The organism is Wenzhouxiangella sp. YN9 (genome assembly GCF_056324165.1).
The window spans coordinates 110565-126767 of the sequence record NZ_JBJNIP010000059.1; the positions used below are offsets into that span (position 1 = coordinate 110565).

Sequence of the window (16203 nt, forward strand, 5' to 3'; positions counted from 1 at the left end):
GCGCGTCGTGTACCGCGCATCATGCGCGGCACGATATTTTCTCGCATCAAACGAAGAGGAGAAAACATCATGCGACACAAGTTCGCTGGATTATTGATCGCCCTGGGGCTGAGTGTGGTGCTTGCCGCACCCGTTCAGGCCCAGGATATCCGCATCGGCTGGACCGCCTGGTCGGACGCCGAGTTCGTCACCAAGCTGGCTGACCAGATACTCGAAGAGCGCCTCGATCAGAACGTCGAGCTGGTCCAGACCGACATCGCGCCGCAGTATCAGGGCGTGGCCTCGGGCGACATCGACGTGATGATGATGTCGTGGCTGCCCGACACCCACTCCGACTACATGGACAGCGTCGGCTCCGACCTCGTCAGCCTGGGCATTCTCTACGGCTACGCCCGTCTGGGCTGGGCCGTGCCCACTTACATTCCCGAAAGCGAAGTCTCTTCGATCGAGGATCTCAACAACGCCGACGTGCGCAAGAAGCTCAAGGGCACGATTACCGGCATCGATCCCGGCGCCGGCATCACCCGGCTGTCGAAGAAGGCCATCGAGGACTACGGACTCGACTATGACCTGCAGATCTCGAGCGGCGCCGGCATGACCGCGGCGCTCGACCGCGCGGTCAAGCGCGACGAGTGGATCGTGGTCACCGCCTGGAGCCCGCACTGGATGTTTGGCGCCTACGACCTGCGCTACCTCGAAGACCCCAAGGGCACGCTCGGCAGCTACGAGCGCATTCACGCCATGGCGCGCAAGGGCTTCTATCAGGACAACCCGGAAGCCGCGCTGTTCCTGTCGCGCATGCACCTCGACATCGACGAGCTGCAGGCGGCCATGTACAACGCCCAGGACACCTCCTACGAGGAGGCGGTCAGCAAGTTCATCGACGAAAACCCCGAGCTGATCGACTACTGGGTCACCGGCAAGATGGACTGAATTGCTGCAGGCAATTGACAGTCAGTTGAAAAAGCCCCGCTTCGGCGGGGCTTTTTCGTGCGGGCCCGCATCGCGCCATGTTTGCGCGCTGAGCAGGATTTCGGCAGTATATCCCCGAACAATGGGGGCTCGGCAAGAACCCGGATTTGCTTACACCAGCCGCGTGCCAGGTCGATTTTCCTTCGGGCGTGGCACTGCCTGACCTGAAGATGGCGGAAGCCGCAAGCGAGTGATACGCATGTCTTCGTCGCAGTTCTGTGAACCGTAATCCTCGAAAACAATCAAGCAAAATTGTGACTGAATGACCGCGAACACCACCAACCTGATCAATTTCGTATTCGATATCGCCAACAAGCTGCGTGGGCCGTATCGGCCGCCGCAGTATCGCAAGGTGATGTTGCCGATGACCGTGCTGCGGCGCCTTGATTGCGTGCTGGAGCCGACCAAGAAGCAAGTGTTGAAGGAGTACGAGAAGCTCAAGGCGCGAGGCCACGAGGGCAATGCACTCCATCGGGCCCTGGCCAGCAAGGCGATCTCCGGCCGCAAGCACCCGCTGTACAACATCAGCCCTTATACCTTCAAGAAGTTGCTGGCCGACCCGGAGAATATCGCCGGCAACCTGACCAGCTATATCAACGGCTTCTCCGAATCTGCCCGCGAGATCTTCGACGCCTTCGGCTTCGAGGCCGAGATCGCAAAGCTGGACAAGGCCAACCGCCTGTACCTGATCGTCAAGGCCTTTGCCGATCCCAAAATCGATCTGCACCCTGATCGTGTCAGCAACCACGACATGGGCTACGTGTTCGAGGAGCTGGTTCGCAAGTTCAACGAGCAGGCCAACGAGGAGGCCGGGGACCACTTCACCCCGCGCGAGGTCATCCGCCTGATGGCCCACCTGCTCTATACCGAAGACGAAGACGTCTATACCCCCGGTATCGCCCGCACCATTTACGACCCGACAGCCGGTACGGGCGGCATGCTTTCGGTTTCCGAGGAATACATCACCGAGCAGAACCCGCAGGCCCATCTGCATCTTTTCGGGCAGGAATACAACGAAGAGTCCTGGGCGGTCTGCCGCTCGGACCTGCTGATCAAGGACGAGCCGATCGAGAATATCGCTTTCGGCGACACGCTGGGCGACGGCGAGACCGAAGACGGCCACCCTGACCGGACCTTTCACTACATGCTGGCCAATCCGCCCTTCGGCGTGGAATGGAAGCCGCAGGAAGATACCGTCAAGAAAGAGCACAAGGAGCTGGGCTTCAACGGCCGCTTCGGGCCGGGCCTGCCGCGGATCAACGACGGCGCCACGCTGTTTCTGCTGCATATGCTGAGCAAGATGAACCCGCCGCTGGCGCAGGGCGGCGAGGGCTCGAAGATCGCCATTGTCTTCAACGGCTCGCCGCTGTTCAACGGCGAGCCCGGGCCCAGCGAGAGCAATATCCGCCGCTGGATCATCGAAAACGACTGGCTCGACGCCATCATCGCGCTGCCCGATCAGCTCTTCTACAACACCGGCATCTATACCTACATCTGGCTGGTGACCAACCGCAAGGCCGACCATCGCAAGGGCAAGGTGCAGCTCATCGACGGCACGCGCCACTACCGCAAGATGAAGAAGAGCCTGGGCAACAAGCGCAACGAGCTGGGCCCCGAGCACATCGAGGAACTGACCCGCCTTTACGGTGACTTCGCCGAAGGCGCCACCTGTCAGGTGGGGCCCCACGACGAACTCGAGGAGCGGGTCTGCTCGAAAGTCTTCGACAATCGCGAGTTCGGCTACCTGAAGATCACGGTGGAGCGCCCGCTGCGACTCAACTTCCAGGCCAGCCCGGAGCGCATCGAGCGGCTCTGGCAGGAAACCGCCTTCGCCAACCTGACCAAAAGCAAGAAGCGCAAGGACAAGGCCAGGCACGATGCCGAGGTCGAGGCCGGCGAGGAAGCCCAGCACCGCATCATCGAGATCCTGCAGGGCCTGGACCAGCGCCGCTACGATGACCGGGCCGAATTCGAGCCCAAGCTCAAGGCAGCCTTCAAGACCGTTGGCGAGAAACTGCCGGCGCCGATCAAAAAAGCCATCCTCGGCGCGCTGTCCGAGCGCGATCCCGAGGCTGCGATCTGCCGCGATGCCAAGGGCAACCCCGAACCGGACACGGAACTGCGCGACAGCGAGATCGTGCCACTGCCGGCCGACATTCCGCTACCGCTGCCCATTGGCTACGAGAAGAACGCCGACAACGCCCGACTGCTCGGGCTGGTGCGCGATCACTGCGAGGACTATCTGGCGCGTGAAGTGCTGCCCTTCGTCGACGACGCCTGGATCGACCACGGCAAGACGAAAGTGGGCTACGAGATCCCCATCAACCGGCATTTCTACGTGTACAAACCGCCGCGGCCGCTCGATGAGATCGAGCGCGATATCCAGGGCCTGGAGGGCGAAATCCTCGAACTGCTCAAGCGGGTGACGGCGTGAGCCAGGGCGAACTCATCCTCTACCGCAGCGACGACGGGCAGGCCGAGGTCCAGCTCCGGGTTCAGGGCGACAGCGTCTGGCTGACCCAGGCGGAAATGGCCGAGCTGTTCGATACGACGAAGCAGAATGTCAGCTTACACGTACGCAACATACTGAGAGAAGGGGAGTTATCTGAGAATACAGTTGTCAAGGAAAACTTGACAACTGCCGCCGACGGCAAGAATTACCGGGTCAAATGGTACAGCCTGCCGATGATTCTGGCCGTGGGCTATCGGGTGCGCTCCCCGCGCGGCACCCAGTTCCGCCAGTGGGCCACTGCGCATCTGGAGGAATACCTGGTCAAGGGCTTCGTCATGGACGACGAGCGCCTCAAGGAACCCGGCGGCTGGGACTACTTCGACGAGCTGCTGGCGCGCATCCGCGATATCCGCGCCTCGGAGAAGCGCTTCTACCAGAAGGTACGCGACCTGTTTCAGCTCTCCAGCGACTATCGGCCGGACGACCGGGACACCCAGATTTTCTTTGCCGAGGTGCAGAACAAGCTGCTCTACGCGGTGACCGGCCACACCGCCGCCGAGATCGTGGTCGAGCGCGCCGACGCCGACGCGCCCAATATGGCGCTGACAAGCTGGAAGGGCGCTCGCGTTCGCAAGCAGGATGTGACCATTGCCAAGAACTACCTCGACGCCGACGAAGTCGACACCCTCAACCGCCTGGTAGTGATCTTCCTCGAGCAGGCCGAACTGCGCGCAAAGCAGCGCCAGGACCTGACCCTGGACTACTGGCGCAACAATGTCGACAAGCTGCTGGAATTCAACGAGCGCGATGTGCTCGAAAGCGCCGGCTCGGTCAGCGCCGAACAGGCCCGGCGGATCGCGCAGGAGCGTTATGAGCAGTTCGACGCCCAACGGCGGTACGATGAGGTGCTGGAGGCCGATGCGGAGGATTTGCGGGAGTTGGAGGCGTTGGAACAGAAGGTGAAAGGGAAAGGGGAAGCGCAGTGACCAAAGAGCCTGCGACGCTTCGGCTTGGTGCGATGGGATTGTGGCATACAACCTCCCGTCCCGAGGGCTGGAAGGACTGTCGGTTGCGCTTCTTGTCTCGTGTGAATCCGACTGACAAGGTGGCGCTACCACCGGCAACCGAAGTTTCATTCGTGCCGATGGCTGCAGTTGGCGAGCACGGAGGCATTCTGCTCGACCAGGCCAAATTGTTGGAAGAAGTTGGAGATGGCTATACACCATTTCGTGATGGAGATGTTGTAATCGCCAAGATCACCCCTTGCTTCGAGAACGGAAAGGGAGCGATTGCTGAGGGGCTCACGAGCGGGGTCGCGTTCGGCACGACCGAGTTGCATGTCGTGCGCCCTGGAGAGCAGCTCGATCGACGTTTTTTGTACTATCTGACGGCATCCGAGCTGTTCCGTGAGCTGGGCGAAGGCGCCATGTACGGTGCCGGCGGCCAGAAGCGCGTTCCCGAACAGTTCATCAAGGACTTCCGCATCCCCTTGCCGTCGTTACCGGCCCAGAGGAAGGTCGCCGATTTCCTCGACCGAAAAACCGCCGAGATCGATACGCTGATCGAGAAGAAGCGTCGCCTGCTGGACCTGCTGGCCGAAAAGCGCACCGCCCTGATCACTCGGGCCGTAACCAAAGGGCTGGATCCCGATGTTCCCATGAAGGACAGCGGCATCGAGTGGCTGGGGGAGATTCCGGCGCATTGGGATGTTGCCCGCTTAAAGAATATTGCTCAGCTCGAAAGTGGCCATACCCCAAGCAAATCGAAGCCTGAGTTCTGGGTTAATTGCGATATCCCTTGGGTATCTTTGAGAGACACGAAGGCCCTAGCCGATAACGATTACATTGGCCAGACGCATACCCATATAAATAGGGCCGGTTTGGAAGGCTCATCAGCTCGACTGCTACCGGCGGGTACGGTGATCTTTACGCGCGATGCTTCAGTTGGGCTCGCTGCAATTACAGAAGAGGAAATGGCTGTGTCGCAACACCTTATCGCGTGGATACCGAGCGAAAGGGTTGATAAGGAGTACCTATTATTTGTATTCGAAGCCATGAGAGAGTATCTGCACAGCTTGGAGTTCGGGTCAACCGTTAGAACGATAGGGATGGATGACATCAGGCGACTCGTAGGGCCAGTTCCACCGCTAAGCGAGCAGTTGAAGATCGTCGATTACTTTCTGACTGAAAGAGGCAGGCTTACGGAATTGGAAACACGAATCAATGAGGCAATCGAAAAGCTGGAGGAATACCGCTCCGCCCTGATCACCAACGCCGTCACCGGCCAGGCCCAGGTGGCCTGAACCAAGGGATTGCCATGCACCAGGAAACCTACTTCGAACAGGCCATGGAACAATCGCTGATCGGGCCGGGCGGCTTCGAGAAGGGCGATGCCGCGGGTTTCGATGCGGGTCGGGGGCTGTTTCCCGAAGAGGTGCTGGCATTCGTCCAGGCCAGTCAGCCGAAGCGCTGGCAGTCGCTGGTCAAGCTGCAGGGCGAGCAGGCCGGCGCGGTGCTGCTGGGCTCCCTGGTCAAGGAACTGGCCGCCAAGCATGCACTGCACGTGCTGCGCCACGGCTTCAAATGCTTCGGCAAGACCTTTCGGCTGGCCTATTTCGCGCCCAATACCGGCATGAATCCGGAAGCCGCCGAGGCCTACGCGCAGAATCGCTTGCGGGTGATGCGTCAGGTTCATTTCAGCGAGCAGCATCCGCGCAAGTCGCTGGACATGGTGCTGTCGGTCAACGGCCTGCCGGTGGTCACGCTGGAGCTGAAGAATCCGATGACCGGGCAGAGCGCCGAGGACGCCATGCGCCAGTACCGTCGCGACCGTGATCCGGAAGAACCGATCTTCCGCTTCAAACAGCGCGCGCTGGTGCATTTTGCCGTCGACCCCGACCAGGTGTTCATGACCACCCGGCTGTCCGGCGGGAAGACGCGCTTTCTGCCCTTCAACCGCGGCCATGACTTCGGCGCCGGCAATCCGCCGGCGGGCGAGAACAACTATCGAACGGCCTACCTCTGGGAACAGGTGCTGTCTTGCGACAGCCTGATGGACATTCTGGCCCGTTTTCTGCACCTGGAGGTCAGCGAGAAGAAGATCACGACCAGGCGCGGAGTGAAGCGTCACAAGAAGGAAACGCTGATCTTCCCGCGCTACCACCAGCTCGATGTAGTGCGCAAGCTGGTGGCCAGCGCCCGGGAAAAGGGGGCCGGCCACAATTACCTGGTGCAGCACTCGGCCGGTTCGGGCAAGTCGAATTCCATCGCCTGGCTGGCACACCGGCTCTCGAGCCTGCACGATGCCGCCGACGAGAAGGTGTTCGACAGCGTGGTGGTGATTACCGACCGGCGCGTGCTCGATCAGCAGCTTCAGGACACCATCTACCAGTTCGACCACAAACAGGGCGTGGTCGAGAAAATCGACGAGAACACCCAGCAGCTGGCGCAGGCGCTGTCGTCGGGTGTGCCGATCGTCATCTCCACCATCCAGAAGTTTCCCTTCATCAACCAGGCGATGGAAACGCTGGCGAACAAGGGCGAAGAGGTCTCGCTCGAGACCGGCGGCCGACGATTTGCCGTGATCGTCGACGAGGCGCACAGCTCGCAGTCGGGCGAGACCGCCATGGAGCTTCGCAAAGTGCTCAACCGCAGCGGAATTGAATCGGCCATTGCCGGCGAGTTTCTCGACGTGGAGGAAGAGGATCTGTCCGAGCAAGCGCGCAAGGCCCTGTTCGAGGACATGCTCAAGCGCCCGCGCCAGGAGAACATCAGCTTTTTTGCGTTCACCGCCACGCCCAAGTACAAGACGCTGGCCGTATTCAACGAGCCTGGCCCGGACGGCGAGCCGCCGTTTCATCTCTACTCGATGCGCCAGGCCATCGAGGAGGGCTTCATCATGGATGTGCTGGCCAACTACACCACCTACAAGGCCTACAGCGGCCTGATCAAGTCGATCGAGGACGACCCCCAGGTGCCGCGCCGCAAGGCGGCCAAGGCGCTGGCCCGGTTCATTTCCCTGCATCCGCACAACATCGCGCAGAAGGTGGAGGTGATCGTCGAGCACTTCCGTCACCACACCCGCCACAAGCTCGGCGGGCGGGCCAAGGCCATGGTGGTGACCGGTTCGCGCCTGCACGCGGTGCGCTACAAGCAGGCCTTCGACAAGTACATCGAGGACAACGGCATCACCGGCATTCGTTCGCTGGTGGCGTTTTCCGGCAGCGTGACCGATCCGGACTTTCCCGATCAGAGCTACACCGAGGTCGGCATGAACGAGGGCATCAAGGAGTCGGAGCTGCCGGACAGATTCGATTCCGAGCATTACCAGGTGTTGTTGGTGGCCGAAAAGTACCAGACCGGCTTCGATCAGCCGCTGCTGCATACCATGTACGTCGACAGGCGCCTGGCCGGCGTTCAGGCCGTGCAGACCCTGTCGCGTCTGAATCGCACCGCGCCCGGCAAGGAAGACACCTTCGTGCTGGATTTTGTCAACGAGCGCGACGAGATCTTTCAGGCTTTCAAGTCCTACTACGAGGTCACGCCCGTCGGCGAGCCCAGCGACCCGCAGCAGCTCTACACCCTGCAGCACCGCCTGGAAGAGGCGCAGGTGTTCTTTGCCGACGAAGTCAACGCCTTCTCCGAGATCTGGTACCGCAATCGCCACGAGCCCACCCCGGCCGATCACCGCAAGATCAACGCCATCATCGACCGGGCAGTGGAACGCTACAAGGCACTCGACGACGATGAGCAGGAAGGCTTCAAGGGCCAGTTGGCCAGTTTCCGCAACCTCTACGGTTTTCTCGCCCAGATCATCCCCTACCAGGACAGCAGCCTGGAAAAGCTCTATGGCTACGCCCGGTTCCTGCTTTCCAAACTGCCGCGCCGCAGCGACGACACGGTGTTCGAACTCGAGGACGAGGTGGCGTTGAAGTACTATCGGCTGCAGAAGATCAGCGAAGGGGCGATCGATCTTGGCGTAGGCGAGGCGCGGGAACTCTACGGCCCCACCGAAGTGGGGACCGGGCGCGGGGAAGACGAGGAGGTGGAGCTGTCGACCCTGATCGGCAAGCTAAACGAGCGTTTCGGCACCGAATTCACGCCGGCCGACCAGCTGTTCTTCGACCAGATCGCCGAATCCGCTGTTGAGAACGAAACCCTTCAGGAGGCCGCGAAAGCCAACAGCGTCGACAACTTCGCCTACGTGTTCGAGAAGATGCTCGAGGGCCTGTTCATCGAGCGCATGGACGGCAACGAGGAGATCTTCGGGCGGCTGATGAACGACGACGATTTTCGTCGTGTGGCCAAACAGCATCTGCTCCACGAGGTCTACGAGCGCCTTCAGCCGGAGGGCGGGGCCGCCAGGGCGCAATCCAGCCCGGGAAGCGCAGGTTATTGACGCACCGAAGAAGCCGTCGGTCAGCTCATCGAGAACAACGAAGACCTGATCGACTACTGGGTCACCGGCAAGATGGACTGAATTGCTGCAGGCAATTGACAGTCAGTTGAAAAAGCCCCGCTCCGGCGGGGCTTTTTCTTGTCGGCAGCAGTCGCAATGTTATTACTCTGGCCTTGTGCGCTACAGTCGCGAACATGAATTCTCAAGATCACGCTCATGATCATGCGCCCTCCAGCCGCAAGGCACTGATCGGGGCGCTTTGCCTGACGCTCGGTTTCGCCGCCATCGAGTTTTTCGCTGGCCTTTGGGCCGGCTCGCTGGCGCTGGTTGCCGATGCCGGCCACATGCTTGCCGATACCTCGGCGCTGGGCCTGGCTGCCCTTGCCGCCTGGATTGCAGCGCGCCCGGCCAGCAACCGGCGGACCTGGGGCTACGGGCGCGCCGAGGTGCTGGCCGCCCTGATCAACGGTGCGGTCATGCTGGCGCTGGTGGGCCTGATTGCCTGGCGCGCCGTGGAGCGTTTTCAGGACCCGCGCGAGGTCAGCGGCGGAATGGTCATGGTCGTGGCCCTGATCGGGCTGCTGGTCAACCTGCTCGTCTTCTGGATCCTCAGCCGTGGCGAGCGCAACCTCAACGTGCGCGGTGCGCTGCTGCACGTGATGGGTGATCTGCTGGGCTCGGTGGCCGCGCTGGCTTCGGGTATTGTCATTCTGGCCACCGGCTGGACGCCCATCGACCCGATCCTGTCGCTGCTGATCTGCGTCCTCATCCTGGTCGCCGCCGTTCGTTTGCTGCTGGAGGGCGCGCATGTGGTCATGGAAGGCGTGCCGCAGGGGCTCGACATCGACCAGGTGCGCGCGACCATGTCGTCGGTGACGGGGGTGGACGATATCCATGATCTTCATGTCTGGCAGGTCGCCAGCGACCGCGTGGCGCTGTCGGCGCACGTGGTGGTGGCCGATCTGGCCGACTGGCCGGAGACCCTGGCGGCGCTTAACCGAACACTGCTCGACACCTGGAACATCGACCACCCGACGCTGCAGCCCGAGTTGCCCGAGCCGGGCCATTGCGAGCACCAGCCCGAGGCGTGTCGCTGATGGCCGGCGGTTGGGCAAGGGACGACGCCGTGCAGGATCAGATCGACAGCACGGTCGAGGACGGGCTGGCGCGGGTGCGCAGCCGGATTCCCAAAGGCGAGAGCCTGCGCGAGTGCGAGGAATGCGGCGAGACGATCCCCGAGGCTCGGCGAAAGGCGCTGCCGGGCGTGCGCTTGTGCGTGGTCTGCCAGGAAGAGCTCGACGAGGCCGAGAAGAAGAGCTTCAGCGGTTATAACCGGCGCGGCAGCAAGGACAGCCAGCTGCGCTGAGCAGCGGCAGTCCGGCGCCCGGCCCGCGGCCGCGGGCCAGGGTCGGGGCAGCCGGTCGGATCAGTTTTCGCCCTGGCTGTCGCCCTTCGTTTCTGTCTCCGGCCCGGCGGCGTTGCCGCTGTCGTCGCTGGCTTCGATTTCGGCGTCGGCCTGTGCGACTTTTTCCAGCAGGGTGTCGAGAATCTCCTTGCCGGTGACGCCGGCCTGCTCGATGTAGGTATCGCGCACGCCCTTGCTCGCCTCTCTGAACGCCTGGCGCTCTTCGTCGTTGAGCTCGACGAATTCCGTACCGCCCTCGTCCAGGATGATCTGCAGGCGCTCTTCGTTGAACTGGATCTGCTCCTTGTCGATCCACGGAACCAGCTCGTCGCGCACTTCCAGCACCATCTGGCGGCGCTCGTCGCTGAGTGATTCAAACCACTGCTGACTGGCCGCCAGGGTGGAGATGAACTGGGCGTGGCGGCCGTAGGTCAGCACGTCCTGTTCCTCGTAGAAGCTCATCTCCTGGATGGCAAACATCGGATTGACCTGGCCGTCGATCTGGCCGAGCTGAAGCCCGCTGTAGACCTCGGAATAGGGCATCGGCGTCGGATTGGCGCCGTAGGCCTGATAGGACTCGACCAGGATGGGCGAGGTCATCGTGCGAATGCGGAAATCCTCGAAATCAGCCAGAGTGCGCAGCGGCTTGTCGCTGCTCCATACCATCCAGCCCTCGGGGATGATGTCGAGCAGATGCAAATCCTGGTTGTTGTATTCCGGCTGGAACAGGGCATAGACCGCCGGGTCCGAAAGCACTTCGCGATTGACCTCGTTGTGCTCGGACAGCACGAAATGCAGCGTGAATACGCCAACCTCCGGAATAAGGTCGGCCAGATGCCCGGGTGAGGCGAAAACCAGCTCGAGGCCGCCGCCCTGGGCCATCTCGGTCAATTGTGCGGAGGTGCCCAGCGTGCCGTAGGGGTAGATCTCGACGTTGATTGCTCCGTCGCTGCGTTTCTCGATGCGCCGCTTGAACTCCTGTGCGTAGGCATCCTGCACGCTGCCCTGAACTTCTTCGAGCGCAAAGCGCCAGGTTGCTGACTTGTCGGCTTGCGCTGGCGCGGCCGTGTCGCTGCCGCTGTCGGCTGGCGGTGCCTGTCCGGAATCACCGCAGGCGCACAACAGCAGCGTCAGCAGCAGCGTCAGGCCGAGTTTGTGAATGCTCGCTCGCTCCATGTCTTGGTTCCCGAAATTGAGGCTGTCAATCAACATAACATGGGCCACGGTCGCGGCCGGGCACGCGTCGCGGTTGCTTGCGGCAGCCGTGTAGAATGGCCGGCAGTTTCACGCAGCGAAGAGGGACATCGACGGTGAATACGGGCAGGGCGAAGCGGTCACGGGCGCAGGGGCAGCAGTGAGCGACTCGCAGGCCAGGGCACCCGGCCCCTGGCGCCGGGCCGTGCGCCAACCGTTCAGCTGGTTCGACCGGGGCCTGGACTGGTTCGAAAGATTCGTCCTCGTGGCCGGAATTTCAGCCATGGCGATTGTCAGCGTCGCCAACGTCATCTCGCGCAACACGCTGGGCTCGAGCCTGCAGTTTGCCGCCGACGTCACGCAGCTGCTGCTGGTGGTGGTCACTTTCATGGGCATCGGGATCGGCGCACGCAGCGCCCGCCATATCCGCGTGTCCGCCATTCACGACCTGCTGCCCGAGCGCGCCCGGAAGGTGCTGCTGATCATCGTCAGTTTCGGCACCTCGGTGCTGCTGTTCATGCTGGCCGATTACGGCTGGGAGTATGCGCAGTCGGTGCAGCGCAGCTGCCGCGTGTTGCCGGAGTGGCTTGCGGCCACACCGCTGTGGCTGGGGGTTGCGCTCACCCTGGTGGCGATGGTGCTGGCCGGTCACTTCATCCGCATGGTGGCCGAGCTGGGCGGAAGGTTTTTGAACGGCATGGCCGAGCTCAAGCGCAACCTCATCATCCTGGGCGCGCTGGCTCTGGGGCTGGCGCTCGGCGCGCTCCTGTTCGGGTGGTTCATCGAGCTGGTGGACAACCGCAGCGGCCGCTGCCGGATCATGCCCTCGACCGGTTTCCCGGTCTATCTGATCTATATGGTGGTGCCGCTGGGGTTCTTCCTTGGTGGAGTGCAGTTCTTCCTTGCCGGGCTGCGCAACGTGATCAGTCGGGACAACTATCTGTCGTGGTACCACCGCGACGAGTACGAAGACGAAAGCCAGGCCGCCAAGCACGCGTCATTCGTCAATGCTGCGGAAAAAGAGCAGGCCGCCGACCAGGGCCAGCGGGAGAAAACTGATGGCTGAGTTTCTCGATCTGCTGGGTCTGGCTGCACTGAGCGACGCGCAGGTGGCGCTGGTGGCTGCCGGTGTCATGGTGGTACTGCTGCTGCTGGGCTTTCCGATGATGGTGCCGCTGATGGTGGGCGCCATGATCCTGCTGTTTGCCAGGTTTTCCATGCTCGAGCCGAGAATGCTGGTGCAGCAGATGATCGGCGGCGTCGAGCAGAGCGTGCTGGTGGCGGTGCCGATGTTCATCCTGGCCGCCGACATCATGATCAAGGGTCACACGGCCAACCGCCTGCTCGATCTGGTGAGCAAGTTCGTCGGCCACATCCGCGGCGGCCTGCCGGTGACCACCGCGGTCTCGTGCACGCTGTTCGGTGCGGTGTCGGGTTCCACGCAGGCCACCGTGGTGGCGATGGGCCAGCCGCTTCGGCCGCGCCTGCTCGAGGCCGGCTACAGCGATCGTTTTTCCATGGCGCTGATCATCAACGCCAGCGACATCGCCCTGCTGATTCCGCCGTCGATCGGCATGATCATCTACGGCGTGGCCTCGGGGACTTCGGTCGGGGAGTTGTTCATTGCCGGCATCGGCCCCGGCCTGCTGATTCTGGCGCTGTTTGCGGTGTACTGCTACATCGTCTCAATCTGGAAGAAGATCCCGGCGCAGCCTGCAGCCACCTGGCCCGAGCGCTTTCAGGCTCTCAGACGGGCGCTGCTGGCCTTCGGTTTTCCGGTCATCATCATCGGCGGGATCTACAGCGGCTATTTCAGCCCGACCGAGGCGGCGTCGATGTCGGTGGCCTACGCGCTGCTGCTGGAGATGGTCATCTATCGCGAGGTCAAGCTTCGCGATCTGCCCGAGGTCGCGCTGTCGACGGGCATGATCACCGCCGTGGTCTTCATCCTGGTGGCCGCCGGCATGGGTTTTTCATGGATCGTGTCGTTCGCGCAGATTCCCGATCTGCTGCTCGGTGATGTCGTCGCCAACGCCGCCGACAATCCGCTGATGGTTCTCGCCCTGGTGGCGGTCGCCTATTTTGTCGGCTGCATGTTCGTCGACCCCATCGTGGTCATCCTCATCCTCACGCCGATCTTTTCTCCGGCCATTCAGTCGGCGGGGCTCGACCCGGTTCACGTCGGCACCGTCGTCGTTCTGCAGGCGGCGATCGGCTCGGCCACGCCACCTTTCGGCTGCGACATCTTCACCGCCGTGGCGATTTTCCGAAGGCCTTATCTGGATGTCATTGCCGGCACTCCGCCGTTCGTGTTCATTCTGCTGCTTGCGACCGTGCTGCTGATGCTGTTTCCACAGATTGCGCTGTTCCTGCCCGAGCTGATGGATTGATCGGGGCAGCAATCTGGCAGCGCGGTAAACTGGCGGAGTCCCTGACTTGAAGAAACGCGGCAGGGTGTTCAATATCAACCGCGTCTCTGGAGAGGAATCGATATGATCCTGCGTGTTGTGGTGCTCATTGCCGGTTTGATCGGTATGGCGGGAGTGGCCCTGGCCGAATGCGGCAACCTGCTGGACTATTCGCATCGTGGCCTGGCCACGTCAACCGAAACCAACCTCTGCGAGGCCCATGCCGGAGACGTCATCGTGGTCGTCAACACCGCCAGCGAGTGCGGTTTCACGCCGCAGTTCGAGGGGCTCGAGCAGCTCTATCAGAAGTATCGCGGTGACGGTCTGGTCGTGCTCAGTTTTCCCTCCGACGACTTTGCGCAGGAGCTCGACAACGAGATCGCCACCGCCGATGTCTGCTACGCCAACTACGGCGTCACCTTTCCGATGTTCGCCCCCAGCTCGGTCAAGGGCGAGCAGGCCAATGCGCTGTTTCAGGCGCTCAACGCCGCGGCAGGGGAGCCGGGCTGGAATTTCACCAAGTATCTGATCGACCGCGACGGCCGGGTGGTCGAGCGCTTCGAGTCTGCAGTCGAGCCGATGAACAGCCGCCTGGAAGAGCGAGTCGCCGAACTGCTGCGGCGCTGACCTTCTCTATTTCTTGTCCGGGCGACGCAGTTCGACGCGATCGCTCGGCCACCATTCGGGATGATGGCGGCGTACCCAGTCGGCCATCCCTTCGCGCAGGTCCATCTCCATCAGCCAGGCGTCGGTGGGGTTGGCCGCGGTGGCGTAGAAGGTGATCTCCTGATAGTCCTCGTGGTGGGCGGTTACCGCGGTCATGAGCAGCTCATCGACGACAGCCCGCTCGTCGTTTTCGGCCAGCTTTCTGAACGCTTCGCGCAGCTTCTTGGGGCTGGCGCTGTGGTCAAGTCGCAGCGACATGGTGCGCGTGAGGCTGGCGTCGACCATCGACCAGTTCTCGAACGGCTGCGAGATGAAGTGCTGCACCGGCACCAGCAGCCGCCGCCCGTCCCAGGTGCGCAGCACCACAAAGGTGTAGTAGATCGACTCGACATAGCCCCAGTTGCCTTCGTATTCGATGGCATCGCCAATGCGTACCGGCTTGGCGATGGCAATCTGCAGGCTTGCCAGGATGTTGCCGATGACCGTGCGCCCGGCAATCGCCAAGATGACGGCGACCACGCTGGCCGAGGCCAGCAGCGACAGGCCGACGTTGTCGAACAGGCGCAGCTGGGTCAGAAACAGGATCGAGCCGAGCAGCACGGCGGCCAGCAGCACGAAGCGGCGCAGCGCGTAGATCGAGGTATAGAGCTCGCGGCGATCGCGGTCGCTGCTGTCGTCGATGTCATTGACGAAGCGCTCGGTCACTTTTTCAAGCGTGGCGTCGATGCTGCGCAGCGTGGCCAGCGTCAGGCCGACGATGACCAACCCCATCAGCAGCGGCGTGAGCACGGTGTAGAAAAAGCCGGAAAAGCTGATCAGCCAGCCGGTCAGGAACTGGGCCAGCAGCGCCATCAGCGCCACGGTCAGCGGCATGCGCATGCGGCTGGTGGCGCGGTTGATCCAGTCAACCGGCAGCCAGCGCCCGAACCAGCCCAGCAGGCCGTGCGTCAGCCAGCCCAGCAGGATCAGCCCGGCGATGGTCAGCGGCAATACCAGCCATTCCCACATGCGCGTGCCCCAGAATGCCGGGCGCTGCAGGGCATCGGGCAGGCGCTGCTCGAGCCAGCCGGGGCCGTAGCGTTCATAGAGGCCGTCGATATCGGCCACCGTGTGCGCTGAAAACACCCAGGCCGCCTCGCGCTCGGCGGGCTTGATCCGGTTGAGCCGGATCTCGGCGGGCCGGCGCTCGAGATCGAGCACGCTCAGTTCCAGGCTGCGCCTTGGCTGGCCGGCCAGCGGTTCATCGCTGGCCGAGCGCTCCAGCAGGGCATCGGCGCGGGCCGGCAGCTCGCGCCAGTCGATTACCATCGTGCGCGCGATCACTTCCGCGAGCCGGCGCGCCAGCTCCGGCCCGCGCTCGGCCTGCTCGTCGACCGGCAGGCGCGAGAGATCGAGGAGATGAGCGGCGCGGGTGAACTCAGCGCGGTCGGTAGCTGCCAGCAGCGCGCTGACGGCCGAGCGCGGCGTGCTGCGGTCGAGATCGGTTGGCGTCTCGCCCAGGCCGGCGTTGAACGCCTCGACCTCGAACCAGCGCTCGGGCGGCGTGGATTGAGCCACAGCCAGGCCCGCCAGAAGGATCAGCAGGGCGGTGGTGCCGGCAAGCCGCAGCGTCTGCGTGGCGGTTGAAAGGTTCATGGAACCAGACCTTACATCAGGTCTCGTGTGATCCGCACCTGCCGGCCTAGGTTCCCCGCAGCCCCGGACTTGAT

At 62.6% G+C, this 16203-nt stretch carries 12 protein-coding genes; 10 read left to right on the forward strand and 2 right to left on the reverse strand.

Annotation, left to right across the window (positions count from 1 at the left end):
• Positions 1 to 69: 69 nt before the first annotated feature.
• The 7 genes from ACEWQ0_RS03125 (at position 70) to ACEWQ0_RS03155 (ending at position 10187) form a co-directional block, all read left to right on the forward strand.
• Entirely contained in the window at positions 70 to 933 is an 864-nt protein-coding gene (locus ACEWQ0_RS03125; protein ID WP_476484447.1) for a glycine betaine ABC transporter substrate-binding protein, read from the forward strand.
• A gap of 301 nt (positions 934 to 1234) precedes the next feature.
• Entirely contained in the window at positions 1235 to 3406 is a 2172-nt protein-coding gene (locus tag ACEWQ0_RS03130) for a type I restriction-modification system subunit M (RefSeq protein WP_476484448.1), read from the forward strand.
• Entirely contained in the window at positions 3403 to 4410 is a 1008-nt protein-coding gene (locus ACEWQ0_RS03135; RefSeq protein ID WP_476484449.1) for a virulence RhuM family protein, read from the forward strand. Before ACEWQ0_RS03130 ends, ACEWQ0_RS03135 begins: the two co-directional genes overlap by 4 nt.
• Complete coding sequence (locus ACEWQ0_RS03140) at positions 4407 to 5726, forward strand: restriction endonuclease subunit S (protein ID WP_476484450.1); 1320 nt, start codon at positions 4407 to 4409, stop codon at positions 5724 to 5726. The genes ACEWQ0_RS03135 and ACEWQ0_RS03140 overlap by 4 nt, the downstream gene beginning before the upstream one ends.
• A gap of 14 nt (positions 5727 to 5740) precedes the next feature.
• Positions 5741 to 8821 (forward strand): type I restriction endonuclease subunit R, encoded by a 3081-nt coding sequence (locus ACEWQ0_RS03145; RefSeq protein ID WP_476484451.1) that lies wholly within the window; start codon positions 5741 to 5743, stop codon positions 8819 to 8821.
• Between the two features lie 194 nt (positions 8822 to 9015).
• The gene (locus ACEWQ0_RS03150; RefSeq protein WP_476484452.1) at positions 9016 to 9918 is read left to right on the forward strand and encodes a cation diffusion facilitator family transporter; all 903 of its coding nucleotides are present in this window, start codon (positions 9016 to 9018) and stop codon (positions 9916 to 9918) included.
• Positions 9918 to 10187 (forward strand): DksA/TraR family C4-type zinc finger protein, encoded by a 270-nt coding sequence (locus ACEWQ0_RS03155; RefSeq protein WP_476482178.1) that lies wholly within the window; start codon positions 9918 to 9920, stop codon positions 10185 to 10187. The genes ACEWQ0_RS03150 and ACEWQ0_RS03155 overlap by 1 nt, the downstream gene beginning before the upstream one ends.
• 60 nt (positions 10188 to 10247) lie before the next feature.
• Here the strand turns inward: ACEWQ0_RS03155 and ACEWQ0_RS03160 are convergent, their stop codons facing one another.
• A complete protein-coding gene (locus ACEWQ0_RS03160) occupies positions 10248 to 11402 on the reverse strand; it encodes a TRAP transporter substrate-binding protein (RefSeq protein WP_476482179.1) in 1155 nt (384 codons plus the stop codon).
• 178 nt (positions 11403 to 11580) lie between these two features.
• On the opposite strand from ACEWQ0_RS03160, the gene ACEWQ0_RS03165 reads away from it, so the two are divergent.
• The 3 genes from ACEWQ0_RS03165 to ACEWQ0_RS03175 all read left to right on the forward strand — a co-directional run bounded on the left by ACEWQ0_RS03165 (position 11581) and on the right by ACEWQ0_RS03175 (position 14455).
• Positions 11581 to 12486, forward strand: coding sequence for a TRAP transporter small permease (locus ACEWQ0_RS03165; protein WP_476484453.1), 906 nt, complete (start codon positions 11581 to 11583; stop codon positions 12484 to 12486).
• Positions 12479 to 13810, forward strand: a complete 1332-nt coding sequence (locus tag ACEWQ0_RS03170) for a TRAP transporter large permease (RefSeq protein WP_476482181.1) — start codon at positions 12479 to 12481, stop codon at positions 13808 to 13810. The genes ACEWQ0_RS03165 and ACEWQ0_RS03170 overlap by 8 nt, the downstream gene beginning before the upstream one ends.
• A 102-nt stretch (positions 13811 to 13912) precedes the next feature.
• The gene (locus ACEWQ0_RS03175; RefSeq protein ID WP_476484454.1) at positions 13913 to 14455 is read left to right on the forward strand and encodes a glutathione peroxidase; all 543 of its coding nucleotides are present in this window, start codon (positions 13913 to 13915) and stop codon (positions 14453 to 14455) included.
• 6 nt (positions 14456 to 14461) lie between these two features.
• On the opposite strand, the gene ACEWQ0_RS03180 is transcribed toward ACEWQ0_RS03175, so the two are convergent.
• The gene (locus ACEWQ0_RS03180) at positions 14462 to 16129 is read right to left on the reverse strand and encodes a mechanosensitive ion channel family protein (RefSeq protein WP_476482183.1); all 1668 of its coding nucleotides are present in this window, start codon (positions 16127 to 16129) and stop codon (positions 14462 to 14464) included.
• Positions 16130 to 16203 lie beyond the last annotated feature (74 nt).